Below are 24,544 nucleotides of genomic sequence, written 5' to 3' on the forward strand. Positions count from 1 at the left end.
GACGCTATTCGGCTTTTTGCTTGTGTGTTGTCGCATTTAATGCTTATTTTATGAGAGGCGCGCCCGCGCAGGCTAATGGGATCCTATCGTCATTGAGAGAATCATGAGTAAAGAGACGTTTTATACCGATATGGCTCGCGATCTGAGCGCGCTGTGTAGCGGTGAATTCAACGCGATTGCCACGCTGTCCAACGTGAGCGCCCTGCTGTATGAGCGCTTGCCCGCGGTGAACTGGGCCGGTTTTTATTTTCTGGATGGGCAAACGCTGGTGCTGGGGCCGTTTCAGGGCAAACTGGCCTGCGTACGCATTCCCGTGGGGAGAGGGGTCTGCGGTACGGCCTGCGCTACGGGGCAGGTGCAGCGCGTGGGGGATGTGCACCGTTTCGATGGTCATATCGCCTGTGACGCGGAGAGCAATGCGGAAATCGTGCTGCCGCTGGTGGTCAACGGGCGGACGATCGGGGTGCTGGATATCGATAGCACACAGTTTGAGCGCTTCGACGAAGAAGATGAAAAAGGCCTGAAAAGCGTGGTGGGCGCGCTCTGCCAGCATCTGGAGCGCTGCGACTGGGCAAAATTTGTGACTTTTGCTTAAGGTTGTGGTGCTGATGGCATGGCATTTGGCGGTAGCCTCATTATAATGTCGCCTGTTCATGCCATCGCTGGTTGGCAAACCCGTTGTAATCAGGAAATTTCATGGAAAATCAACCAAAGTTGAACAGTAGTAAAGAAGTCATCGCCTTTTTGGCTCAACGTTTCCCTCAGTGCTTCAGCACCGAGGGTGAAGCCCGCCCGTTAAAGATCGGCATCTTTCAGGATCTGGTTGCGCGGATGCAGGGGGAAGAAAACGGCCTGAGCAAGACTCAGCTACGTTCAGCACTCCGCCTTTACACATCCAGCTGGCGCTACCTGCACGGGGTAAAACTGGGTGCAGAGCGTGTCGATCTGGATGGCAACGCCTGCGGCGTGCTGGACGAGCAGCACGTAGAGCATGCCCGTCAGCAGCTGGAAGAGGCCAAGGCCCGGGTCCAGGCACAGCGTGACGCCCGCAAGCGCGAAGCCGCCGAAAACGGCGAAAAGCGCGAGCCGCGCCGTCCGCGTCCGGCGGGTAAAAAGCCCACCGTGCGCCGTGACGCTGAGCAGGGCAGTAAAGAAGTGCGTAAACCGCGTGCCGCCAAGGCTACGCAGGAGCGCAAACCGCGCGCCAAGAGCGAGACCACGGAACAGCGCAGCACCCCGGTGACCTCGCTGGAGCAGCTGCACCTGGGGCAAACCGTGAAGGTCAGCGCCGGTAAGCATGCCATGGAGGCATCCGTACTCGAGATCACCAAAGACGGTGTACGTGTCCAGCTGTCTAACGGTCTGGCAATGATTGTACGCACAGAACACTTGCAGTTCTGATACGGAGGCCAACCCAGGCATGAACAATTTTTTCCGGGTATCGGCAATCGCCCTGTCGCTGTTTGCAGGTACCGTTTTTGCAGCGGATGACGCCGTCAGCGGCGCCGTCCAGCTGCCCCAGTTGCATCAGGAACCTCAGCATGCAACGGTCAGTGAACGTGTGACCGCACGTTTCACCCGCTCCCATTACCGCCAGTTTGACCTCAACGCAGACTTCTCGAAGAAAATCTTCAACCGCTACCTGAACATGCTGGACTATAACCACAACGTGTTTCTGGCATCGGATATCGCCCGCTTCCGCGATCGCGAAGGCAAGCTGGGCGATGAGCTGCGCAGCGGTCAGCTGGATACGGCCTATGCGCTGTTTAACCTGTCTCAGCAGCGCCGCCTGGAGCGTTATGAGTACGCCCTGACGCTGCTGAAAAAGCCGATGAGCTTTGACGGCAGCGACACCATCGACGTCGATCGCAGCAAGGCGCCGTGGCCGACCAGCGTCGCCGAGCTGGACAAGCTCTGGTACGCCAAGGTGAAGTATGACGCACTGAACCTGAAGCTGGCCGGTAAGGACTGGCCGGAGATCCAGAAGATCCTGACCAAACGCTATCAGTTCGCCATTAAGCGCCTGACCCAGGGCAACAGCGAGGATGTCTTCCAGCTGTTTATGAATGCGTTTGCCCGAGAGATCGATCCCCATACCAGCTACCTGTCGCCGCGCAATACCGAGCAGTTCAATACGGACATGAGTCTGTCGCTGGAGGGCATCGGCGCGGTGCTGCAGCAGACAGAGGATGACTACACCCAGATTAACTCTCTGGTGGCCGGCGGTCCGGCGGCCAAGAGCAAGGTGCTGAAGGTGGGCGATCGCATCGTGGCGGTCGGCCAGCCGGGTAAGGCGATGGTCGATGTGATCGGCTGGCGTCTGGACGACGTGGTCGCCCTGATCAAAGGGCCGAAGGGCAGCAAGGTGCGCCTGGAGATCCTGCCGGCGGGTAAAGGAACCAAAACCCGTATCGTCACCCTGACCCGCGAACGTATCCGCCTGGAAGATCGCGCCGTGAAGATGAGTGTCAAAACGGTGGATGGCCATAAAATCGGCGTGTTGGATATTCCCGGCTTCTACGTCGGCCTGACGGAGGACGTCAAGGTTCAGCTGCAGAAGCTGGAGAAACAGCACGTGAGCGCCATCGTCATCGATCTGCGCGGCAACGGGGGCGGTGCCCTGACAGAGGCCGTGTCCCTGTCGGGTCTGTTTATTCCCAGCGGGCCGGTGGTGCAGGTGCGCGATAACGTCGGCAAGGTGCGTGAGGATGACGATACCGACGGCGTTGTCTACTACAAAGGACCGCTGGTGGTGCTGGTCGATCGCTTTAGCGCCTCGGCATCCGAGATTTTCGCCGCCGCCATGCAGGACTACGATCGCGCCCTGATCGTGGGTGAACCCACCTTCGGCAAGGGAACGGTACAGCAGTACCGCTCAGTGAACCGCATTTACGATCAGATGCTGCGTCCAGAGTGGCCGGATCTGGGTTCGGTGCAGTACACCATCCAGAAGTTTTACCGCATCAACGGCGGCAGCACCCAGCGCAAAGGGGTGACGCCGGACATCGTGATGCCGACCGGTATCGATCCGGCGGACACCGGCGAGAGCTTTGAGGATAACGCGCTGCCGTGGGATAGCATCAACGCCGCCGCCTATAATAAGGCTGGCGATGTACAGCGCTTTGATCCGCAGCTGATCGTGCTACACGATGCGCGCATCGCCAAAGATCCCGAGTTCCAGTACATCGAACAGGATATTGCCCACTACAAGGCGCTCAAGGCGCGCCGTAACATTGTCTCTCTGAACTACGCTCAGCGTGAAAAGGAGAACAAGGACGACGACGCGATTCGCCTGCAGCGGATCAACGCCCGGCTGAAGCTGGAGGGCAAGAAGCCGATCGCCTCGCTGGATGATATTCCTAAGGATTATCAGGAGCCGGATCCCTACCTGAATGAGACGGTGAAAATCGCCGAAGATCTGGCCCTGCTGGAGCAGAAAAACGCACAGCAGGCTCAGGAGTAGGGGTAAGCAGAGCCGAACGGCTCACTGAAAAAAGCGCGACATCGGTCGCGCTTTTTTTTGTCTTGCGATCCTCGCCAAGAGGGGGAGTGACGCCGCGGCGTCTGGCGTCAGCTCCGCCCCCGCGATCCTCCCCGCGGCCCCCGTGGCACACTGCGATGGTCACAGTCACAGGAGCCGATGATGAAATACGCCGTTTTCGCCGCACTATTGCTGCCGTTGGCCGCCGGGGCCGACTGGCGATCGCCCGCGTTTCCCCAGTTCGTCGCCGTGGACGAGGGGCGCTTTAGCGCCAGTCAGCCGCTGGCCAAAGGCGAGGCGCCGCGATGGCGGCGCTTCCGGGATGGCCGCTACCAGGCCCTGGTCGATACCCGCTCGGGAACGCCGACGCTGACGCTGTCCGTACACGATGAGGCCGCGCAGCGGGCGGCGGCGGCGGCGCGGCGCTGTCCACGTTGGGATGGGCGTCCGCTGCGCGTACCGGTCGATCGGGCCTTTAGTGAAGGCAGCCTGGTGCGCGATTTTTACAGTGGAGAGGTCGCCCGCGTCACCCAGGGCACGGTGACCCTGCAGCCGGCGCTGGGCAGCAATGGCCTGCTGCTGCTCGAATCGGCTGAAACCGCGGGGCCGGCGCCGTTCGACTGGCACAACGCGACGGTCTATTTTGTCCTGGTCGATCGCTTCGCCAACGGCGATCCCAGCAACGATAATAGCTATGGTCGCCAGAAGGACGGGATGCAGGAGATCGGGACCTTTCACGGCGGCGATCTGCGCGGGCTGACCGGCCAGCTCGACTATCTCCAGCGTCTGGGGGTTAATGTCCTGTGGATCAGCTCGCCCCTTGAGCAGATCCACGGCTGGGTCGGGGGCGGTAGTCGGGGCGACTTCCCGCACTATGCCTATCATGGTTACTACCCGCTGGACTGGACGCGGCTGGATGCCAATATGGGCAGCGAGCAGGATCTGCGGGCGCTGGTGGAGGGGGCCCACCGGCGCGGTATCCGAGTGCTGTTCGACGTGGTGATGAACCATACCGGCTATGCGACGCTGGCGGATATGCAGCAGTACCAGTTCGGCGCGCTGTTCCTGCAGGGGGAGACGCTGCGGCAAACGCTGGGCACCCATTGGCGCGACTGGCGGCCGGGGCGCGGCCAGACGTGGCATAGCTTTAATGACTATATTGATTTCGGCAATCGCGCGGCGTGGGCGCGCTGGTGGGGGAAGGGGTGGATCCGTACCGATATCGGCGACTATGATGCCCCGGGATTCGATGATGTTACGCTGTCGCTCTCTTTTCTGCCGGATGTGAAGACCGAGTCTAGCGCGGCGTCCGGTTTGCCGATCTTTTATCGTCATAAGCCGGATACCCGCGCCCGGGAGATCCCCGGCTACACGCCGCGAGACTACCTAACCCACTGGCTCAGTCAGTGGGTGCGTGAATACGGCATCGATGGCTTTCGCATCGACACGGCAAAGCACGTAGAGCCGGCGGCCTGGCAACAGCTGAAGCAGCAGGCTAGCGCGGCCTTGGCCGAATGGAAGCGGGCTAATCCGCAGCAGGCGTTGGACGATGCCCCCTTCTGGATGACCGGCGAGGCCTGGGGGCACGGCGTGATGCGCAGCGCCTATTATCGTCACGGCTTCGATGCGATGATCAATTTTGACTATCAGGAGCAGGCGGCGCGGGCGCAGGGCTGTCTGGCCGATATCGATCCGCTGTGGCAGCAGATGGCGGCGCAGCTGCAGGATTTTAACGTGCTGAGCTATCTGTCGTCCCATGATACCTGTCTGTTTCGCAGCGACGGCAGCGGCGCCGCGGCGCTGCTGCTGCTGGCGCCGGGCGCGGTGCAGATTTTCTACGGCGATGAGTCGGGGCGTCCGCTGGGGCCAACGGGATCTGATCCGCTGCAGGGCACCCGTTCGGATATGAATTGGCAGGATATCCGCGGCCCGGCGGCGGCGCAGGTCGCGCACTGGCAGCGCCTGGGGCAGTTCCGCGCCCGCCATCCCGCTATCGGCAAGGGGGAGCAGACGACCGTCGCGATGCCGCAGGGCTACGGCTTTATCCGCAATGATGGGCGGGATCGGGTGATGGTGGTCTGGGCCGGTCAGCCGGAGTAGCGTCTGCCGCGCCAGTTGTTACAAAAATTTCCGGGGCGCGGTGGCGGCAACCATTTGATTTTTGCCGGAGCGGTGTGAAAAGTAGCCGTCATGTGCAGCATAAATGTAAAGTTTTGTTTCTTTACCCCGTTATCGCACGACAGCCCTTGAAACCGGCGCAGATGGCCTTACCATCTGATCATCGCATGGTGCGATATGTTTGAGAGGATTGACAACGATATGATGCGTATTGCTTTGTTCCTGTTGACCAACCTGGCCGTGATGCTGGTGTTCGGCCTGGTGCTGAGCCTGACGGGCATTCGGTCCAGCAGCGTGCAGGGACTGATGATCATGGCACTGCTGTTCGGTTTTGGCGGGTCCATTGTTTCGCTGCTGATGTCCAAGTGGATGGCGCTGCGCTCCGTTGGTGGCGAGGTGATTGAGCAGCCGCGCAATGAAACCGAACGCTGGCTGGTTGAGACGGTACGCCGTCAGGCCCAGCAGGCCGGTATCGGCATGCCGCAGGTTGCCATCTATCACGCACCGGATATCAACGCGTTCGCCACCGGCGCCCGGCGCGACGCCTCGCTGGTTGCGGTGAGCACCGGTCTGCTGCAGAGCATGAGCCGCGATGAGGCCGAGGCGGTGCTGGCGCATGAGATCAGCCACGTCGCCAACGGTGACATGGTGACGATGACGCTGGTGCAGGGGGTGGTGAACACCTTCGTGATCTTTATCTCCCGCCTGATAGCCCAGGTGGCGGCGGGTTTCCTCTCTGGCAATCGCGATGAGGGCGAAGGCGAGAGCAGCGGTAACCCGATGATCTACTTTGCCGTTTCCATGGTGTTGGAGCTGGTGTTTGGCATTCTGGCCAGCATCATTACCATGTGGTTCTCGCGCTACCGCGAGTTCCGCGCCGATGCCGGGTCAGCCGGGCTGGTTGGTCGCGAGAAGATGATCGCCGCTCTGCAGCGCCTGAAGACCAGCTATGAGCCGCAGGAGGCCGGCAGCATGATGGCTTTCTGTATCAACGGTCGCGGTAACCGCACCTTTGGCGAGCTGTTCCTGTCACACCCGCCGCTGGATAAGCGCATCGAGGCGCTGCGCAGCGGTCAGTACCTGAAGTAACGCGCGCTGCGCGCCGATGCGGTAAGAGGATCGTGCCGCTCACCCAAGGGTGGGCGGCCTTTTTTTTTGCGCCCACCGCGTGGGGCGCGGGGGCGGGCTAGCTCAGGGTCATCAGGCTGGCGTTGCCGCCGGCCGCCGCGGTATTCACGCTCAGCGCGCGCTCGTGGACCAACAGCGCCAGACGCAGCCGCGTATCGCCGGGCGCGAGGCCCTGCAGCGTGACGATGGCGCCGTCGCGGGCGGCGATCTGCGCGCCGAGGAGGCGTAGCCGATCGCTGTCACCGTGGTAGATTGCCGCGTCGAACGCCTGCGCCATTAGGGTCTCTGCCGGGCTCAGCGTGATGCGCGCCGCCACCGCCGGCGGCAGATCCTTGTGCAGCGCGCGGTGCAGCGGTGTCTCCGGCCACAGGACGCGGCAGCCGACCGCCAGGGCCGCCGCCAGCTGGATCAGCGCGTCGTCCTCGCGCTCCGCCACGCACAGTACCCGCTCGCGCGGGACAAGGCGCAGGGTATTACGCTCCCCGGTCGGCCCTCCCAGCAGGCGCGGGGCGGCGCCGGGGTACAGGCTGGCGTAGCGCTGGCACAGGATCTGAAGCGCCGGGCGATCGGCGGCCCAGTCGTTCAGGGCCTGCAGCGGCGATGCGGCGCTGTCCGGCTGGCGGTGGGCGGCATCGGCACCGAACGTCAGCGCGTTTTCCGGGCTGCGGGCCAGCAGGCGGTAGAGGTAGAGCGGGCCGCCGGCCTTGGGTCCGGTGCCGGAGAGTCCCTCGCCGCCGAAGGGCTGCACGCCGACGACGGCCCCGACGATATTGCGGTTAACGTAGATATTGCCGACGTGGGCGCGCTCGGCGATGCGGTCGATGGTTTCGTCGATGCGCGAATGCACCCCGAGGGTCAGGCCGTAGCCGGCGTCGTTGATCTGGGCCAGCAGCGCATCCAGCTGCTCGCGACGGTAGCGCACCACGTGCAGCACCGGGCCAAAGATCTCCCTCTGCAGCGTATTGAGGCTGTCCAGCTCGATCAGGGTCGGCGGAACAAAGTTACCCCGAGCGTTGCGCTGGAGGTCGTCCTGGGCGCACGCCGCCTGGAATACCGGGTGTCCCTTGGCCCGCATGGCGAGGATATGCTGCTCGATATTGCTCTGGGCCTCGCTATCGATCACCGGGCCGATGTCGCACGCCAGCCGCTCCGGGTTACCCAGGCGGTATTCAGCCATGGCCCCGCGCAGCATGGTCAGGGTTCGCTCGGCGATCTCCTCCTGCAGGCAGAGGAGGCGTAGGGCGGAGCAGCGCTGCCCGGCGCTGTCGAAGGCGGAGGTGACAATGTCACCTACAACCTGCTCGGTCAGCGCCGATGAGTCGACGATCATCGCGTTGAGTCCCCCGGTCTCGGCGATGAGCGGCGTCGGGCGCCCCTGGGCATCGAGCCGATCGGCGACGGCGCGCTGCAGCCGTTTGGCGACCTCCGTCGAGCCGGTAAACATGACGCCGCGCACCCGGCTGTCGTTGACCAGCTGGGCGCCGACGGTTTCGCCGCGCCCCGGCAGCAGCTGCACGGCGCCGGGTGGGACGCCGGCGCAGTGCAGCAGGGCGATAGCCTGGGCGGCGATCAGCGGCGTCTGTTCGGCGGGCTTGGCCAGTACGCTGTTGCCGGCGGCCAGCGCGGCGGCGATCTGGCCGGTAAAGATGGCCAGCGGGAAGTTCCACGGGCTGATACAGACGACGCAGCCCAGCGGGCGATGGGTCTCGTTGTCGAAGCTGGCGTGCACCTGTTCGGCATAGTAGCGCAGGAAGTCGACGGCTTCGCGCACCTCGGCGATGGCGTTGGCGAAGGTCTTGCCCGCCTCGCGTATCAGAATCCCCACCAGCGTCGGCATCTGGCGCTCCATCAGGGTGGCGGCGCGCGCCAGGATGGCGGCACGGGCCTGCGGCGGCGTGGCCCCCCAGATGGGGGCGTTACGCTGCGCGTTCGCCAACGCCTGCGCGACTTCCTGCTCGCTGGCGTCGCGCGTATAGCCGACGATATCGCCCGACTCGGCGGGGTTAGGCAGGGGGCGCAGCTCGTCTTCGGCGCAGGGCTGCTCCAGCAGCGGCGTGGCTACCCACCGCTGATGGGTGTCGTTCAGCAGAGCGCAGGAGAGAGAGGCCAGGCGCTGCTCATTGCTCAGATCCAGTCCGGCGGCGTTGGCGCGCCCCGGGGCATACAGATCGCGCGGCAGCGGGATCTTTGGATGGGGGAGTCCGGGGCATCCCTCCTGCGCCGTCAGCTTATCCACGGCGGCGACCGGGTCGGCGACCAGATCCTCCAGCGGCAGGCTGGCATCGGCGATGCGATTGACGAAGGAGGTGTTGGCGCCATTCTCCAGCAGACGGCGCACCAGATAGGCCAGCAGCGTCTCATGGGTGCCGACCGGCGCATAGATGCGGCAGGGGCGATTGAGTTTGCCGTCGGCGACCTTGCCGACCACCTGCTGGTATAGCGGCTCGCCCATGCCGTGCAGGCACTGGAACTCATACTGCCCCGGGTAGTAGTTCTGTCCGGCCAATTGATAGATGGCCGCCAGCGTATGGGCGTTATGGGTGGCGAACTGCGGGTAGATCAGGCGAGGCACGCTCAACAGCTTCTTGGCGCAGGCCAGGTAGGCGACGTCGGTATAGACCTTGCGGGTGTAGACCGGATACCCCTCCAGCCCTTCGACCTGGGCGCGCTTGATCTCGCTGTCCCAGTAGGCCCCCTTCACCAGGCGGATCATCAGACGGCGCTGGCTGCGGGCGGCGAGATCGATCAGGTAGTCGATCACCGCGGGGCAACGCTTTTGGTAGGCCTGGATCACAAAGCCGATGCCGTTCCAGCCGCTCAGCTCGGGCTCATGGCACAGCCTCTCCAGCAGATCGAGAGAGAGCTCCAGGCGGTCGGCCTCCTCGGCGTCGATATTGATGCCGATGTCGTACTGGCGCGCCAGCAGGGTGAGGGCGCGAAGGGTCGGATACAGCTCCTCCATCACGCGTTCATACTGGGCGCGGCTATAGCGCGGGTGCAGGGCGGAGAGCTTGATCGAGATCCCCGGTCCTTCATAGATGCCGCGCCCGTTGGCCGCCTTGCCGATGGCGTGGATCGCCTGCTGGTAGGAGAGCAGATAGGCCTGCGCGTCGGCGGCGGTCAGCGCCGCCTCGCCCAGCATGTCGTAGGAGTAGCGGAAGCCTTTCTCCTCCAGGCGATGCGCGTTGGCCAGCGCCTCAGAGATGGTCTCGCCGGTGACGAACTGCTCCCCCATCAGGCGCATCGCCATATCCACCCCCTTACGGATCAGGGGCTCGCCGCGCTTGCCGATGATCCGGCTCAGCGCGTGGGAGAGGTGGGCCTCGCTGTGGGTCGCGACCAGCCGGCCGGTGAACAGCAGCCCCCAGGTGGCGGCGTTGACGAACAGCGAGGGGCTGTGACCGAGATGCGACTGCCAGTCTCCGCCGCTGATCTTGTCGCGGATCAGCGCATCGCGGGTGGCCTTATCGGGAATGCGCAGCAGCGCCTCGGCCAGGCACATCAGCGCGACCCCCTCCTGCGAGGAGAGGGAGAACTCCTGCAGCAGGCTCTGTACCATGCCGGCCCGTCCGCCGGCGTTCTTCTGGCCGCGCAGCTGCTTCGCCAGGCGGTAGGCCAGCTGATATGCCTGCTCGGCCAGGGGGGGCGGCAGGCGGGCCTGTTCGAGCAGCATCGGGACGGCGTCGCTCTCCGCACGGCGGTAGGCCGCGGTGATATTGGCCCGCAGCACCGACTGCGGCAGAATTTGTTCGGCGAACGCTAGGAAGGGTGAGTGTCCCTCCTGCGGCGGTGGCGCCGTCTCTAACGCGGGGGGATCGACGGCGGTCGCCAGCTCCGGCAGCGTTTCGCCCTGTTCCAGACGCTCCAGGTAGCTGAAGATGGCCTGTTTGATCAGCCAGTGCGGCGTACGGTCAATCTGGCTGGCGGCCGCCTTGATGCGCTCGCGGGCGGCGTCATCAAGCTTAACGCCCAGGGTTGTCGTTGCCATCGCATTTACTCCTTTTGGCTCGGTCTGTCGCGCGGTTGAGGCCAGCCGTTTGGGATGGCACAGCAGCGCCGCTGCGTGAAGGATAGGCCGCCGCGCTAGGCCGGCGACGGGGATCCGCGCTCGGATCCCGGCGCTCGCCGTTTCATGGCTGCGCCGCGTTGCAAAAAATATCCATTATGTTGCAACTTTGTGCAACCTTGTTAAATGCGACGCGGCCTACAGGTTTGAAAATGATATTTCTCCCGGCGTTAATGTCATTATAGAAAGTATGGATAACGGGCTGCGCCAGGTTTCCGTGCGAATTATCCCAAAATGAAAAGGTGCAACCGGTGTAAATGTGATCCAGTACGGTTTGTGCTCATTTTTCTCGCCGCGCCGCATAGGTTTTATGTAAATGATGTGTTAACTAATGGTTGAAATTTGAACCTGCGGCGGGAACGGCGGCGTCATGACGGGCCCGGTGCGCCAGACGAGACTTTCGGGAGAGCGATAATGGTAATAAGCACGCCCATGTTGGTGACATTTTGTATCTATATCCTGGGGATGATCCTGATCGGTTTCCTGGCCTGGCGATCGACGAACAGCTTCGATGACTATATTCTCGGCGGGCGTCGCCTGGGCCCCTTCGTGACCGCGCTGTCGGCCGGGGCATCGGACATGAGCGGTTGGCTGCTGATGGGCCTGCCCGGCGCGGTGTTCGTCGCCGGCATCTCGGAGAGCTGGATCGCCATCGGCCTGACGCTGGGCGCCTGGCTGAACTGGCGGCTGGTAGCGGGGCGCCTGCGGGTGCACACCGAGGCGAACGATAACGCCCTGACCCTGCCGGACTACTTTACCGCCCGCTTCGCCGATGACAGTCGCCTGCTGCGTATCCTCTCCGCCCTGGTGATCCTGCTGTTTTTCACCATCTACTGCGCCTCCGGGATCGTGGCCGGCGCCCGCCTGTTTGAGAGCACCTTCGGCATGAGTTACTCGACGGCGCTGTGGGCCGGAGCGGCGGCGACCATCCTCTATACCTTTATCGGCGGCTTCCTGGCGGTCAGCTGGACCGATACGGTGCAGGCGAGCCTGATGATCTTCGCCCTGATCCTGACGCCGGTGATGGTGATGATCAGCGTCGGCGGCTTCGACGATGCGCTGGTGGTGATCCGGCAGAAAAGCCTCGACAGCGTCGATATGCTGAAGGGGCTCAATCTGGTGGCGATCCTCTCGCTGATGGGATGGGGGCTGGGCTACTTTGGTCAGCCGCATATCCTGGCGCGCTTTATGGCGGCCGACTCGCACTACAGCCTGGTCAACGCCCGGCGTATCAGCATGACCTGGATGGTTCTGTGCCTGCTCGGCGCGGTCGCCGTCGGCTTTTTCGGCATCGCCTACTTCACCGATCATCCCGGGCTGGCCGGTGCGGTGGATCGCAACGCCGAGCGGGTCTTTATCGCGCTGGCGCAGCTGCTGTTTACGCCGTGGATTGCCGGGATCCTGCTGTCCGCTATCCTGGCGGCGGTGATGTCGACGCTCAGCTGCCAGCTGTTGGTGTGCTCCAGCGCGATTACGGAGGATCTCTACAAGGCGTTCCTGCGCCAGCGGGCCGGACAGCGGGAGCTGGTGTGGGTCGGGCGGGCGATGGTGCTGCTGGTGGCGCTGGTGGCCATCGCGCTGGCGAGCAATCCTGAAAACCGGGTGCTGGGGCTGGTGAGCTATGCCTGGGCCGGCTTCGGGGCCGCCTTCGGCCCGGTGGTGATCGGCTCAGTGCTCTGGTCGCGGATGACCCGTAACGGCGCGCTGGCTGGGATGGTCATCGGCGCCCTCACGGTGATCGTCTGGAAACAGTACGCCTGGCTGGGGCTGTATGAGATCATTCCGGGCTTCCTGTTCGCCAGCGTCGGGATCCTGGTGGTCAGCCTGCTGGATCGCGCGCCCTCGCCGACGGTGCAGCGGCGCTTTGCCGCCGCCGATGCCGAGTATCGCTCGCCGCCGCCGCGCGCGCTGCAGCCGGAGCTGGAGTAACGGCGCCCGCGCGGGCCGGGCGCCTGTCCCGACCTGGCGCTACTTGGCGCGCCCCTGGGTCTCGGCGTCGTGCATCCGCTGGTGATCGTGGATGATCTGTTGATGCGCGGCCGCGCTGCCGTTGTCCATGGCCTGGTGGGCGATTATCGCCCGCTGATGCTGATCCAGGGGGGCGCTATCGCGCTCCGGTGACGGCGCCGTCGCGCCGTGGTGCTGAGGGCTATCCACCTGCAGGGGTCTATCCAGCCCGTCGGCGGCCAGAGCCGCGCTGCTGAGGCCAAGGGTGAGCAGGGCGGTGTAGATCAGTCTCTTCATCGGTATGGCTCCATATCGGTTATCTCTGCGTGCGATGCCGTGGCATCGGTCACGCGAACGGGGGGCGTGGTGCGTCGGGAAACGCCCCGGCGCGGGGGATGGACGACCGTACGCGGCCGTCTCTCCCCCGATGCACACCAGTATACCGGGGGGATCCGCAGCCGCGCGTGACGGGAGAATGACGATCGCGTAATGATTTATCGCATTGATTATTAATATATTACTTGTCACCACCCGCGGCGCGAGGCAGGGAGACGGTAAAGCGGGTGGCGTCGGCGTCCGAGCTAACCCAGATCTGGCCCTGATGCGCGGCGATGATCGATTTGACGATGGCCAGGCCGATGCCGCTCCCCTCGCCGTTACGCTGACGCGCGGGATCGACGCGGTAGAAACGGTCGAACAGGCGCGGCAGGTGCCGCGCGGCGATGGGCGCGCCGGGATTGGCGACGCAGAGCCGCACCGCGTCGGCCGTCTCGCTGAGGTGCACGGTCACGCGGTGGCCCGCCGGGGTGTGGCGAATGGCGTTGGACAGCAGATTGCTGATGACCCGCCGCAGCATCGCGGGATCGCCCCAGGCGGCGGGCCCCTTGCCATCCATGCGCAGGGTGACCTGGCGCTCCTCCGCCCAGGCCTCGAAGAAGTCAAACACCTTGAGGGTCTCCTGGCGCAGGTCGAGGGGGACGCGGCTGAGGCGAAGACGCTGACTGTCCGCCTGCGCCAGAAACAGCATGTCGTTCACCATCTTCGCCATCCGCTGATACTCTTCAAGGTTCGAATAGATTACCTCCTCCAGTTCACTCTGGGTCCGGGTCTGGCTCAGCACGATTTCGCTCTGGGTGATCAGGTTGGTGATCGGGGTGCGCATCTCGTGGGCGATGTCGGCAGAAAAGTTTGCCTGCCGGGTGAAGACGTCCTCGATGCGGGCGAGCATCTGGTTGAAGGAGAGCACCAGCTGCCGCAGCTCGATCGGCACCGCGTCGGGGGCGAGGCGGGTATCGAGATTCTCGGCGGTGATGGCCTTGATCTTCCCGCTGAGATCGCGCAGCGGTCGATGTCCGCTGTAAACGGCGAGCAGCACGATGAAAATGATCAGCAGGCTGATGACGGCCGCGCAGATCATCAGATTGCTCTTCAGCTGCTCAAGATAGTGCAGGTGTACGTTGATGGAGAGGGCGATCAGCAGGGTATAGGGGGTGCGCGGATCGCCCGCCGGGTAGACCGTGGTGGCGATGAGGCGGTAGGCGTTTTGAGCCGCCGCCTCGCGAGGGCCAGCGGCGTGGTCGTCGTTTGGCCACAGAAAGACCTGCCCGCTGTGCAGATGGCGCGGCAGCGTCGGCAGCTGCCAGACCGCGTCGAGATCGGCGGCGGCGGCGTCCGCGCGATAGCGATAGCGAAAACCGTGGTCGCCGGCGCGCAGCGCGACGCTGATGTTGGGGTAGCCGGCCAGCACGCGGCTGAGGGTATCGAGGCGCTGGACGCCGGCGCGGGGCGGCTCTTGCAAGACGCGCAGGACGCTGCTGCGCACCTGTTGGAGCGTGGCGTTGTCCAGCTCGGCGAAATGGCGTTCGACGGAGTAGATCATGATCCAGGTGAACGCGGCGAAGGCGAGGCTGGTCGCCAACGAGATGGTGAGGGTCAGGCGGGCCGCCAGGGAGATGGGGCGCCGCGTGCGCTTAGTCGACATCCGGCGCCTCGAGCAGGTAGCCCACGCCGCGCACCGTCTGGATCAGCTTAGGTTCGAAGTCGAGGTCGATCTTCGCCCGCAGCCGCTTCACGGCCACGTCGATGGCGTTGGTGTCGCTGTCGAAGTTCATGTCCCAGACCTGCGAGGCGATCAGGGAGCGGGGCAGCACCTCGCCCTGGTGACGGATAAAAAACGTCACCAGGGTGAACTCTTTCCCCGTTAGCGTGATGCGCTTACCGCCGCGGGTCACCTTTCTGGAAAGGAGCTCCACGGTGAGATCGGCGACGTGAAACTGGCTCTCGGGGATAGGGGGGCTGCCGCGTCTCAGTAGGGTTCTCACCCGCGCCAAGAGCTCGGCGAAGGCGAAGGGCTTGACCAGGTAGTCGTCGGCGCCGAGCTCCAGCCCCTTTACCCGCTGCTCGATGGTGCCGAGGGCGCTCAGCAGCAGGATCGGCAGTCCCTGGTTGGCGCTGCGCAGCATGCGGACGATCTCCCAGCCGTTGACGTCGGGCAGCAGGATATCAAGGATGATCAGATCATAGCCGGCGGTCATCGCCAGGTGGTATCCCGTTAAACCGTTGTCGGCGAGATCGACGACAAATCCCGCCTCTGTCAGCCCCTTACACAGGTATTTCCCGGTTTTCACCTCATCCTCGACGATCAGTATCTTCACCCTTTGCTCCGTTATCTCGTGACGCCCCGGCCATTGTAGAGGGCTAACGGGCGAGATCAATCGATGCGCGGGAAAATGACAGCTTTGTCATTCAGCCGTCACCGGGCAAACCGTATCGGTTTGTTAAGGTGCCCTTCTCATGGATGGGCGGCGCGATGGGCGCCCCTTATCGGCATCGGCGAGCTTGGGCGATCAGCGTTATGGTTAGGATAAAGCAGTTAAGCGTCAGCGTGGTCTTGGCTCTGACGGGGTGCGTCTCCCTGGCGCCAGAGTATCAGCGCCCGGCATTGCCGGTAGGCGCGCAGTTCTCATCGTCGCCGTCTGCCACCGGTGCGGCGACGACGCACTATCAGGATCGGGGCTGGCGCCCGTTCTTTCGCGATGCGCAGGTTAGGCAGCTGATCGACGATGCGCTGCGCAACAACCGCGACCTGCGGCAGGCGGTGATCTCTGTGCGGCTGGCGCGCGCGCAGTGGGCGCTGCAGGAGGCCGACCGCTATCCCCAGCTCGATGCCGCCGCCCAGGCGAACTCCCGCGCGCCGCTGCGGGGCGGCGCTAGCGATCGGGAATATCAGCTGGGCGGCGCGCTGGGGGTTGAGCTGGATCTGTTCGGCCGACTCCAGTCGATGAGCGCGCGGGAGCAGCAGAACGTTCTCGCCAGCCAGCAGGCGCAGCGCGCGGTGCATATCCTGTTGGTCGCCAATGTCGCGCAGGCCTATTTTACCCAGCAGTTGGCCTACGCCCAGCGGCGTATCGCGCAGGAGACGCTGCAGAGCTATCGCCACTCCTACGCTCTGATCGAACAGCAGGTGCGGGCCGGCGGCGCCAACCTGCTGGCGCTGGAGCAGGCGCGTGGGCAGATCGACAGCACCCAGGCGACGCTGGCGCGGCGTGAGGGAGACGTGGCGCAGGCCAACCATGCCATACAGCGGCTCGTCGGCGTCTATGACGGCGCGCCCCGCGATCGGCGCGGGCTGGAGAGCCCGGTCGGCCCGGTTGCGCTGCCGGTGCCGCTGCCATCGACGATCCTGCTGCAGCGCCCCGACATCATGGAGGCGGAGCATCAGCTGCGGGCGGCGGATGCCGATATCGGCGCGGCCCGGGCGGCGTTCTTTCCCACGATCTCGCTGAGCGGCGGCCTGAACGCCAGCGGCAGCGATTTGGCCGGATTATTCAGCGCGGCAGGTGGGATGTGGAGCTTTGTCCCCAAGATTACGCTGCCCATCTTTAACGGCGGGCATAACCGCGCCACTCTGCAGCTCGCCGAATTACGCCAGCAGCAGTCCATCGTGAACTATGAAAATAAGATCCAGGCGGCGTTTAAGGAGGTGGACGATGCCCTCTCTACGCGCCGGAGCCTCGCCGAGCAATTAACGGCGCAGCAGCGCTATCTCGACGCGCTGCAGGCGACCGTAGGGCGCGCCCGCGGCTTATACGCCCACGGCGCGCTGAGCTATCTCGAGGTATTGGACGCCGAGCGCGCGTTATTTACCACCCAGCAGACGCTGCTCGATCTGCGCTATGCCCAGCAGGCTAACGAGATAGCGCTTTTTGCCGCCCTGGGCGGCGGTTGGCAGGCATAACCCTTTTCCCTTAATCCTATGGAGTGAACTCGATGAAAACGGTGATTAAAGTAACTTTATGCGCAGCGTTGGTCATGGCGAGCGGTACCCCGGCGCTGGCGGCGCAGAGCGCCCATCAGCACGACCAGGCGATGGCCGCCGATCTTTCTGCGGCGCCGCAGATCACGACCCGCGGCGAGGTGAAGGCGATCGATCTGCAGAGTAACAAGATCACTCTCAGCCATCCGGCGATACCCGAAGTGGACTGGCCGGCGATGACCATGCGCTTTACGTTCGACCAGGAGAGCCAGGTGGCGGGGCTAAAGGTCGGCGATCGGGTGACGTTTTCATTTGTTCAGCAAGGCGCGATCTCTCGGTTGACCGCCATTCATGTCATCTGACCGCGGCGATGCTATTTATGCCGGTGATCCTCGAGGGCGCACCGGCCGTTCGACTCTGCGGCCGTCGTGAATGACCGGCGCGCGAATGGGGATTGTCATGCCTGCTCTAAATATAAAGTATGCCGCGGCGCTTGCCGGCGGCCTTATTCTGGGTGCGGCGATCACCGTTGCCCTGTATCCATATCTGAATCTGACGTCGTCAGCCACCGCGACGTCGGCGCCCGCCGAACGCCGCGTACTATTCTGGTATGACCCGATGAAGCCCGATGTCAAATTCGATCAGCCGGGTAAATCCCCCTTTATGGACATGGATCTGGTACCGAAATACGCCGACGAGGGCGGCGACGCGGGGCAAGAGAGCGGGGTTCGCATCGATCCCGCCCAGCGGCAGAATCTGGGGCTGAAGACGGCCACGGTGCGCCGGGGGACGCTGCGCGACGCCCTGACGCTGCCCGCCACCATCAGCTTTAACGAGTATCAATACGCGATCGTGCAGGCGCGCGCGGAGGGGTTTGTCGAGAAGGTCTACCCGTTGACCAACGGCGATCGTATCGCGCGCGGCAGCCCGCTGGTCGATATCACCCTCCCGGCCTGGGTCGAGGCGCAGAGCGAATATCTGCTGCTGAGCCCATCGGGGGGGATCAGGCGGCGCAGCGCCAGGGCGTTCTGGAGCGCCTGCGCCTGAGCGGGATGCCGGAAGAGGATATTCAGCGCCTGCGCACCGCGCGGCGCATCCAGACGCGCTTTACTCTGCGCGCGCCGATCGACGGGGTGATCACCGCCTTCGATCTGCGCGCCGGGATGAACTTCTCCAAGGATAAGACGGTGGCGCAGATCCAGGGTATCGACCCGGTCTGGGTCAGCGCCGCGCTGCCGGAGGCGATGGCCGCGCAGCTGAACGCGGATAGCCGCTTCGAGCTGGCGGTGCCGGCCTATCCACAGCAGCGCTTCTCGGTGCGCGACTGGCGCACGCTGCCCAGCGCCGATCCGACGACGCGCACCCTGCAGATTCGCCTGGCGGTGGCGAATCCCGACGGCAGGCTGAAGCCCGGGATGAACGCCACGCTGCGTCTTGAGACGCAGAGCCCGCCGCTGCTGCTGATCCCCGCCCAGGCGATCGTCGATAGCGGCGACGAGCAGCATGTGATCACCGTGACGCAGGACGGGCGCTTCCTGCCGAAGCGCGTCGCGGTGGCGCAGGAGGCGCAGCAGCAGGCGGGGATCGCTGCGGGGCTGACGGAGGGAGAGTCGGTGGTGGTCAACGGCCTGTTCCTGATCGACTCGGAGGCCAGCATCAGCGGGGCGCTGGCGCGTATGCGTCAGGCGAGCGCGGGGGAGACCGCCTCATCCGCCGTCGCACCGGAGCCCATCGCGTCGCACGTCGGACACGGAGACGCACGCCATGATTGAATGGATTATTCGACGCTCGGTGGCGAACCGTTTCCTGGTGATGATGGGCGTCCTGTTCCTCAGCCTCTGGGGCGGTTGGACCATCGCTAACACGCCGGTGGATGCGCTGCCCGACCTCTCCGACGTCCAGGTGATCATCAAGACCAGCTACCCGGGGCAGGCCCCGCAGTTGGTGGAGGATCAGGTTACCTATCCACTGAGCACCACCATGCTGTCGGTGCCGGGCGCCAAGACGGTGCGCGGCTTCTCCCAGTTCGGCACCTCCTATGTCTATGTGATCTTCGCCGATGGCACCGACCTCTACTGGGCGCGCTCGCGGGTATTGGAGTATCTGAATCAGGTGCAGGGCAAGCTGCCGGCGGGGGTCAGCGCGGAGATCGGGCCCGATGCCACCGGGGTCGGCTGGATCTTCGAGTATGCGCTGCTGGATAAGCACGGGCGGCACGATCTGGCCGAGCTGCGCTCGCTGCAGGATTGGTTCCTGAAGTATGAGCTGAAGACCATCCCCAACGTCGCCGAGGTCGCCTCGGTCGGTGGGGTGGTGAAGCAGTATCAGATCCAGGTCGATCCGCTGAAGCTGGCGCAGTACGGCGTCCGTCTGGCGGAGGTGAAGCAGGCCGTCGGCTCATCCAACCAGGAGGCGGGCGGCGCGTCGCTGGAGCTGGCCGAGGCGGAGTATATGGTGCGGGCCAGCGGCTACCTGCGCACCCTCGACGATGTGAACCACATCGTCTTAAAGAGCGGCCCGGATGGCGTGCCGGTCTATCTGCAGGACGTTGCGCGGGTCCAGATCGGGCCGGAGATGCGCCGGGGGATCGCCGAGCTGAACGGCGAGGGCGAGGTGGCCGGCGGGGTGGTGATCCTTCGCTCGGGTGAGAATGCCCGCCAGGTGATCACGGCGGTGAAGGCGAAGCTGGCCGCACTGCAGGGCAGTCTGCCGCCGGGGGTGGAGGTGGTGACAACCTATGACCGCAGCCAGCTGATCGATCGGGCCATCGATAACCTGAGCGCCAAGCTGATCGAGGAGTTTATCGTGGTGGCGCTGGTCTGCGCCCTGTTTCTGTGGCACGTACGCTCGGCGCTGGTGGCGATCGTCTCCCTATCGCTGGGGCTGTGCATCGCCTTTATCATCATGCGTTACCAGGGGCTGAACGCCAATATCATGTCGCTGGGGGGGATCGCCATCGCGGTGGGGGCGATGGTCGATGCGGCGATTGTGATGATCGAGAACGCCCATAAGCGTCTGGAGGAGTGGGCGCATCGTCATCCCGAGCGTCCTATCGACAACGCGACCCGCTGGCGGGTGATCACGGATGCCGCGGTCGAGGTGGGGCCGGCGCTGTTTATCAGCCTGCTGATCATCACGCTCTCCTTCATCCCGATCTTTACCCTCGAAGGGCAGGAGGGGCGGCTGTTCGGCCCGCTGGCTTTCACCAAGACCTACGCCATGGCCGGCGCGGCGGCGCTGGCGATCGTCGTCATCCCGATCCTGATGGGGTTCTGGATCCGGGGCGACATTCCGCCGGAGAGCCGTAATCCCCTGAACCGTTTTCTGATCCGCGTCTATCACCCGCTGCTGCTTGCCGTGCTGCGCTGGCCGCGGCTCACCCTGCTGGCGGCGGCGCTGTCGATGGTGACGGTGATCTGGCCGCTGGAGCGCATCGGCGGCGAGTTTTTGCCGAACATCAATGAGGGCGATCTGCTGTACATGCCCTCGACGCTGCCGGGGATCTCGCAGGCCCAGGCGGCGCAGCTGCTACAGACCACGGATAAGCTGATCAGGCAGGTGCCGGAGGTGGCCAGCGTCTTTGGTAAGAGCGGGAAGGCGGAGAGCGCGACCGACTCGGCGCCGCTGGAGATGATCGAGACCACCATTCAGCTGAAGCCGCAGGATCAGTGGCGTCCGGGAATGACGATGGACAAGATCATCGCCGAGCTCGACGCCACGGTGCGCCTGCCGGGGCTGCCCAACCTGTGGGTTCCGCCGATCCGCAACCGCATCGACATGCTCTCCACCGGCATCAAGAGCCCGATCGGCATCAAGGTATCGGGCACCGTGTTAGCCGACATCGACGCCACGGCCCAGCGTATCGAGGCGGTGGCGAAGGGGGTCCCCGGGGTGGTCTCGGCGCTGGCGGAGCGCTTGGAGGGAGGGCGCTACATCGATATTCAGATCCAGCGCCAGCGGGCCGCCCGCTATGGGATGACGGTAGGCGACGTGCAGCTGTTTGTCTCATCGGCCATCGGCGGGGCGATGGTCGGCGAGACCGTCGAAGGGGTGGCGCGCTACCCGATTGCGATCCGCTATCCCCAGGCGTGGAGGAACTCGCCCGAGGCGCTGCGTCAGCTGCCGATCCTGACGCCCCTAAAGCAACAGATCACCCTGGGGGATGTGGCCGAGGTGCGCGTGGTCTCCGGGCCGACGATGCTGAAGACGGAGAATGCCCGTCCGGCCAGCTGGATCTATATCGATGCCCGCGGGCGCGATATGGTCTCGGTGGTCGAGGATCTGAAGACGGCGATCCAGCGCCAGGTCACCCTGGCGCCGGGCACCAGCGTTAGCTTCTCCGGTCAGTTCGAGCTGCTGGAGCACGCCAACCGCAAGCTGATGCTGATGGTGCCGATGACGCTGGTGATCATCTTCGTACTGCTCTATCTGGCCTTTCGGCGGGTAGAAGAGGCGCTGCTGATCCTGATGAGCCTGCCCTTCGCCCTGGTGGGCGGCATCTGGTTCCTCTACTGGCAGGGGTTCCATCTGTCGGTTGCCACCGGCACCGGCTTTATCGCCCTGGCCGGCGTGGCCGCCGAGTTTGGCGTGGTGATGCTGATGTACCTGCGCCAGGCCATTGAGCAGGATCCGGCGCTGAGCCACGCCGAGCGCTTTACCCCGGCCGCGCTGGATGAGGCGCTGTACCACGGCGCGGTGCTGCGGGTGCGCCCCAAGGCAATGACCGTGGCGGTGATCATCGCCGGTCTGCTGCCGATTCTGTGGGGAAGCGGGGCGGGCTCCGAGGTGATGAGCCGCATCGCGGCGCCGATGATCGGCGGGATGATCACCGCGCCGCTGCTGTCGCTGTTCATCATTCCGGCGGCCTATAAGCTGATCTGGCTGCGTCGCCATCACCTCGGCGCGTCCTGCGCGGCCGATCCGCGCGAGTGAATAGACGCACCGCCGCGTCGCTCGGGCGTTTAGCGCGCGACGCGCAGGCCGCCGCAGACGCCCTGCGGGGAGAATAGCACCTGCCAAAGCTGGATGTCGCGGGCGCGGAATGCGCCCGCACAGGCGGCAAGATAGTAGTTGAACATGCGAAAGAAGCGCGCGGAGTAGTTCGCCTTCAGCTGGGGCCAGGCGGCGTTGAAGCGCTGCTGCCAGGCCATCAGGGTACGATCGTAGTCGGCGCCGAGGTTGTGCCAGTCCTCCATCACGAACCGCGCTTCGCTGGCGTCGGCGATATGGCGCAGCGACGGCAGACAGCCGTTGGGGAAAATGTATTTATTGATCCAGGGATCGACATCCGGGGTGGTGTGGTTGGCGCCGATGGTGTGCAGCAGGAACAGCCCGTCATCCTTCAGATTTCGCCGCGCCACGGCGAAGTAGGCGTCGTAGTTCTTCGGCCCCACGTGCTCAAACATGCCCACGGAGACGATGCGGTCATAGCGGGCGTGGAGATCGCGGTAGTCCTGCAGCAGGATCTGTACCTCCAGCCCCTGGCAACGCGCGGCGGCCAGCTTTTGCTGTTCGGCCGAGATGGTCACGCCGTGCACGCGCACCCCGTACCGACGAGCGGCGTAGGCCGCCAGACCACCCCAGCCGCAGCCGATATCCAGCAGCGTCATGCCCGGTCGCAGCTGCAGCTTTTCACAGATCAGGTGCAGTTTATCCTGCTGTGCCTGCTCCAGGGTATCGGCCTGTTTCCAGTAGGCGCAGGAGTACTGCATCGCGGGGTCGAGCATCAGGCTGAACAGATCGTTGCCCAGATCGTAGTGCTCACGCCCGACCTGCCACGCCCGGCGCCGGGACTGCAGGTTAGCCAACCTGGCGCCGACGACGCGCAGGGTATCACGGAAATGGTGCGGCATTTGCTGCTGCAGACCGGCGCGCAGCGCTTTATCAAAGAAGATATCGAGTCGATCGCACTGCCACCAGCCGTCCATATAGCTTTCGCCCAGCCCCAACGACCCCTGCTGTAGCACGCGCTTGAAAAAGAGGGGGTGATTAACGCGGATATCATATGGGCGATCACCGTTAACCCGGATACCGGCCCGACTGAGCATCTCACTGACGATGCGGTACCCGGCATCGCGCTGCACGCCGCTACTCTCCACGCACGATGAACTCATAGTGTCTCCCTTGCCAAATCAGATGGACGGTCAGCCTAATCGTATCGCCGGCTTCAGCGAGCGGAGGGCTGCCGTTGCCGGGCTGCGCAAAACGCAGGGCTGGTCACATTCTGTTCAGTATAGGACGGCGGGAAAGGGGGCTCAAGGGAGGCGGGAAACATCGCCAGACGCGCGGGGAGACCCCCAGCGCGCCGGCGTGGAAATCAGCGGCGGGAGAGGGAGTGTTGGCCCTGCTGCATCTCGCGGCGTTTTTCCAGCATGGTAGTGACGCTGTCACTTTTAAGCCAATACCCCAGCACCACCAGCGGAATGGTGCCGGCCATGATGGCGGTGGTCGCCAGCAGCGGCATGTGGATCAGCGCCGATACCAGCAGGCTGGCCAGGAAGCAGACGCCCAGCTGCAGCGTGTTCTGCAGCGCCGCCGCCTTGCCGCTGTTGTTCGGGAAGGGCGTCAGGGCGCTGGCCACCACGATGGGATAGATAGCGCCGTTCATCATCGCCATGACGCAGAACGGTACCAGCAGCGCCAGCAGACCGGGCTGGTAGCTGAGGGCCATCACCAGCATCGCCAGCATGCTCAGCGAGTAGATAACCAGCAGCCACGGCAGCAGCAGGGTACCGCCGATGCGGCTCAGCAGCGCCCGACAGCCGTAGCCACCCAGCAGGAAGGCGATGGTCTGCGGCACATAGCTCAGGCCGATATCGTTCGGGCTGTACCCCATCTCGCCCAGAATAAACGGCGAGCCGGTCAGCCAGGCGAAGAAGCCGGCGGAGCAGGCGGCGTAGATCAGGACGTTGCCGCTAAAGATATTGGAGCGCATCAGGCGCAGGAAACCGATGCGCGGTGCCTGACGGTTCGCCGCCGCCCGGTGCTCCTGCAGACGCAGGGTTGGGATCATCAGCAGCAGGGTGATGGCGAACAGCACGGCGAAGATGGCCTGCCATTCAAAGTGGTTGAGCAGCCAGGCGCCGAGCAGCGGCGCCAGCGCCGGCGAGAGGGCCACCAGCGGCATAACCGTCGCGAAGACGCGGTTCGCGACCCCTTTGCTGTAGCGATCGATAACCAAAGCCTGCCAGGTGACCGCCGCGGAGCAGACCCCGACGGCCTGCACGAAGCGCAGGATCAGCAGCTGGGTCGTATTGCCGACCCACAGCATCCCCAGGCAGGCCAGCGCGAACATGCCCAGCCCTAACAGCAGAACCGGCTTGCGTCCGATGCGATCGGAGAGCGGCCCCCACAGCAGCTGTGCAAAGGCAAAGCCGGCCAGAAAGATGCTCAGGCTGGCGCTGATGGCGCCGGCGGAGGCGCCCAGATCGTGGCGCATGGCACCAAAGGCGGGCAGATACATATCGGTGGCCAGATATCCCAGCATACTGAGGCCAGCCAGATAGACCATGAAACCTGATTTACTTCTCATTATTTTGACTCGTTATGA

General features: G+C 64.2%; 15 protein-coding genes and 1 pseudogene. 10 read left to right on the plus strand and 6 right to left on the minus strand.

Translation table 11 applies throughout. The features are described from left to right. The first annotated feature begins 103 nt into the window (after nt 1-103). The 5 genes from L1P05_RS08080 to htpX all read left to right on the plus strand — a co-directional run bounded on the left by L1P05_RS08080 (nt 104) and on the right by htpX (nt 6,688). The gene (locus L1P05_RS08080; RefSeq protein ID WP_012848496.1) at nt 104-595 is read left to right on the plus strand and encodes a GAF domain-containing protein; all 492 of its coding nucleotides are present in this window, start codon (nt 104-106) and stop codon (nt 593-595) included. Between the two features lie 101 nt (nt 596-696). Then, the gene (gene proQ, locus L1P05_RS08085) at nt 697-1,401 is read left to right on the plus strand and encodes an RNA chaperone ProQ (RefSeq protein ID WP_012848497.1); all 705 of its coding nucleotides are present in this window, start codon (nt 697-699) and stop codon (nt 1,399-1,401) included. Nucleotides 1,402-1,420: 19 nt separating this feature from the next. Then, complete coding sequence (prc, locus tag L1P05_RS08090; RefSeq protein WP_034168097.1) at nt 1,421-3,463, plus strand: carboxy terminal-processing peptidase; 2,043 nt, start codon at nt 1,421-1,423, stop codon at nt 3,461-3,463. A gap of 180 nt (nt 3,464-3,643) precedes the next feature. After that, nucleotides 3,644-5,581 carry an alpha-amylase gene (locus L1P05_RS08095; RefSeq protein WP_012848500.1) on the plus strand — a complete coding sequence of 646 codons (1,938 nt, stop codon included), beginning with the start codon at nt 3,644-3,646 and terminating at the stop codon, nt 5,579-5,581. Between the two features lie 219 nt (nt 5,582-5,800). After that, nucleotides 5,801-6,688, plus strand: a complete 888-nt coding sequence (htpX, locus tag L1P05_RS08100; RefSeq protein WP_012848501.1) for a protease HtpX — start codon at nt 5,801-5,803, stop codon at nt 6,686-6,688. Between the two features lie 97 nt (nt 6,689-6,785). Here the strand turns inward: htpX and putA are convergent, their stop codons facing one another. Next, nucleotides 6,786-10,715: a trifunctional transcriptional regulator/proline dehydrogenase/L-glutamate gamma-semialdehyde dehydrogenase gene (gene putA / locus L1P05_RS08105; protein WP_012848502.1), complete on the minus strand. Its 3,930-nt coding sequence runs from the start codon at nt 10,713-10,715 to the stop codon at nt 6,786-6,788. 492 nt (nt 10,716-11,207) lie between these two features. On the opposite strand from putA, the gene putP reads away from it, so the two are divergent. Then, nucleotides 11,208-12,722 (plus strand): sodium/proline symporter PutP, encoded by a 1,515-nt coding sequence (gene putP, locus L1P05_RS08110; protein ID WP_071818518.1) that lies wholly within the window; start codon nt 11,208-11,210, stop codon nt 12,720-12,722. Nucleotides 12,723-12,761: 39 nt separating this feature from the next. On the opposite strand, the gene L1P05_RS08115 is transcribed toward putP, so the two are convergent. From L1P05_RS08115 to L1P05_RS08125, 3 genes are all read right to left on the minus strand, one after another. Beyond that, nucleotides 12,762-13,037 carry a hypothetical protein gene (locus L1P05_RS08115; protein ID WP_012848505.1) on the minus strand — a complete coding sequence of 92 codons (276 nt, stop codon included), beginning with the start codon at nt 13,035-13,037 and terminating at the stop codon, nt 12,762-12,764. A gap of 220 nt (nt 13,038-13,257) precedes the next feature. After that, a complete protein-coding gene (locus L1P05_RS08120; RefSeq protein WP_012848506.1) occupies nt 13,258-14,721 on the minus strand; it encodes a Cu(+)/Ag(+) sensor histidine kinase in 1,464 nt (487 codons plus the stop codon). After that, a complete protein-coding gene (locus L1P05_RS08125) occupies nt 14,711-15,394 on the minus strand; it encodes a copper/silver response regulator transcription factor (RefSeq protein WP_012848507.1) in 684 nt (227 codons plus the stop codon). The genes L1P05_RS08120 and L1P05_RS08125 overlap by 11 nt, the downstream gene beginning before the upstream one ends. Nucleotides 15,395-15,594: 200 nt before the next feature. On the opposite strand from L1P05_RS08125, the gene L1P05_RS08130 reads away from it, so the two are divergent. From L1P05_RS08130 to L1P05_RS08145, 4 genes and pseudogenes are all read left to right on the plus strand, one after another. Then, complete coding sequence (locus L1P05_RS08130; protein ID WP_012848508.1) at nt 15,595-16,977, plus strand: efflux transporter outer membrane subunit; 1,383 nt, start codon at nt 15,595-15,597, stop codon at nt 16,975-16,977. Nucleotides 16,978-17,009: 32 nt separating this feature from the next. Next, complete coding sequence (locus L1P05_RS08135) at nt 17,010-17,357, plus strand: copper-binding protein (protein ID WP_012848509.1); 348 nt, start codon at nt 17,010-17,012, stop codon at nt 17,355-17,357. A 97-nt stretch (nt 17,358-17,454) separates the two neighbouring features. Further along, nucleotides 17,455-18,767, plus strand: a pseudogene (locus L1P05_RS08140) (efflux RND transporter periplasmic adaptor subunit). Beyond that, complete coding sequence (locus L1P05_RS08145) at nt 18,760-21,927, plus strand: CusA/CzcA family heavy metal efflux RND transporter (RefSeq protein WP_012848510.1); 3,168 nt, start codon at nt 18,760-18,762, stop codon at nt 21,925-21,927. The pseudogene L1P05_RS08140 and the gene L1P05_RS08145 overlap by 8 nt, the downstream one beginning before the upstream one ends. Nucleotides 21,928-21,956: 29 nt before the next feature. Here L1P05_RS08145 and cfa read toward each other — a convergent pair whose 3' ends face one another. Together cfa and punC are read right to left on the minus strand one after the other, a co-directional pair. Continuing rightward, on the minus strand, nt 21,957-23,108 hold the full coding sequence (gene cfa, locus L1P05_RS08150) for a cyclopropane fatty acyl phospholipid synthase (RefSeq protein WP_012848511.1): 1,152 nt from the start codon (nt 23,106-23,108) through the stop codon (nt 21,957-21,959). A gap of 203 nt (nt 23,109-23,311) precedes the next feature. Continuing rightward, nucleotides 23,312-24,526, minus strand: a complete 1,215-nt coding sequence (gene punC / locus L1P05_RS08155; protein ID WP_012848512.1) for a purine nucleoside transporter PunC — start codon at nt 24,524-24,526, stop codon at nt 23,312-23,314. Nucleotides 24,527-24,544 lie beyond the last annotated feature (18 nt).

It is taken from the genome of Edwardsiella piscicida (assembly GCF_021733145.1).
Classification (GTDB): Bacteria; Pseudomonadota; Gammaproteobacteria; order Enterobacterales; family Enterobacteriaceae; genus Edwardsiella; species Edwardsiella piscicida.

Coding starts and splice junctions, on each gene's coding strand:
- proQ (WP_012848497.1), top strand. CDS start 697: ATGGAAAATCAACCAAAGTTGAACAGTAGTAAAGAAGTCATCGCCTTT.
- cfa (WP_012848511.1), bottom strand. CDS start 23,108: ATGAGTTCATCGTGCGTGGAGAGTAGCGGCGTGCAGCGCGATGCCGGG.
- L1P05_RS08145 (WP_012848510.1), top strand. CDS start 18,760: ATGATTGAATGGATTATTCGACGCTCGGTGGCGAACCGTTTCCTGGTG.
- L1P05_RS08095 (WP_012848500.1), top strand. CDS start 3,644: ATGAAATACGCCGTTTTCGCCGCACTATTGCTGCCGTTGGCCGCCGGG.
- L1P05_RS08120 (WP_012848506.1), bottom strand. CDS start 14,721: ATGTCGACTAAGCGCACGCGGCGCCCCATCTCCCTGGCGGCCCGCCTG.
- L1P05_RS08115 (WP_012848505.1), bottom strand. CDS start 13,037: ATGAAGAGACTGATCTACACCGCCCTGCTCACCCTTGGCCTCAGCAGC.
- punC (WP_012848512.1), bottom strand. CDS start 24,526: ATGAGAAGTAAATCAGGTTTCATGGTCTATCTGGCTGGCCTCAGTATG.
- L1P05_RS08080 (WP_012848496.1), top strand. CDS start 104: ATGAGTAAAGAGACGTTTTATACCGATATGGCTCGCGATCTGAGCGCG.
- L1P05_RS08130 (WP_012848508.1), top strand. CDS start 15,595: ATGGTTAGGATAAAGCAGTTAAGCGTCAGCGTGGTCTTGGCTCTGACG.
- L1P05_RS08135 (WP_012848509.1), top strand. CDS start 17,010: ATGAAAACGGTGATTAAAGTAACTTTATGCGCAGCGTTGGTCATGGCG.
- htpX (WP_012848501.1), top strand. CDS start 5,801: ATGATGCGTATTGCTTTGTTCCTGTTGACCAACCTGGCCGTGATGCTG.
- putP (WP_071818518.1), top strand. CDS start 11,208: ATGGTAATAAGCACGCCCATGTTGGTGACATTTTGTATCTATATCCTG.
- prc (WP_034168097.1), top strand. CDS start 1,421: ATGAACAATTTTTTCCGGGTATCGGCAATCGCCCTGTCGCTGTTTGCA.
- putA (WP_012848502.1), bottom strand. CDS start 10,715: ATGGCAACGACAACCCTGGGCGTTAAGCTTGATGACGCCGCCCGCGAG.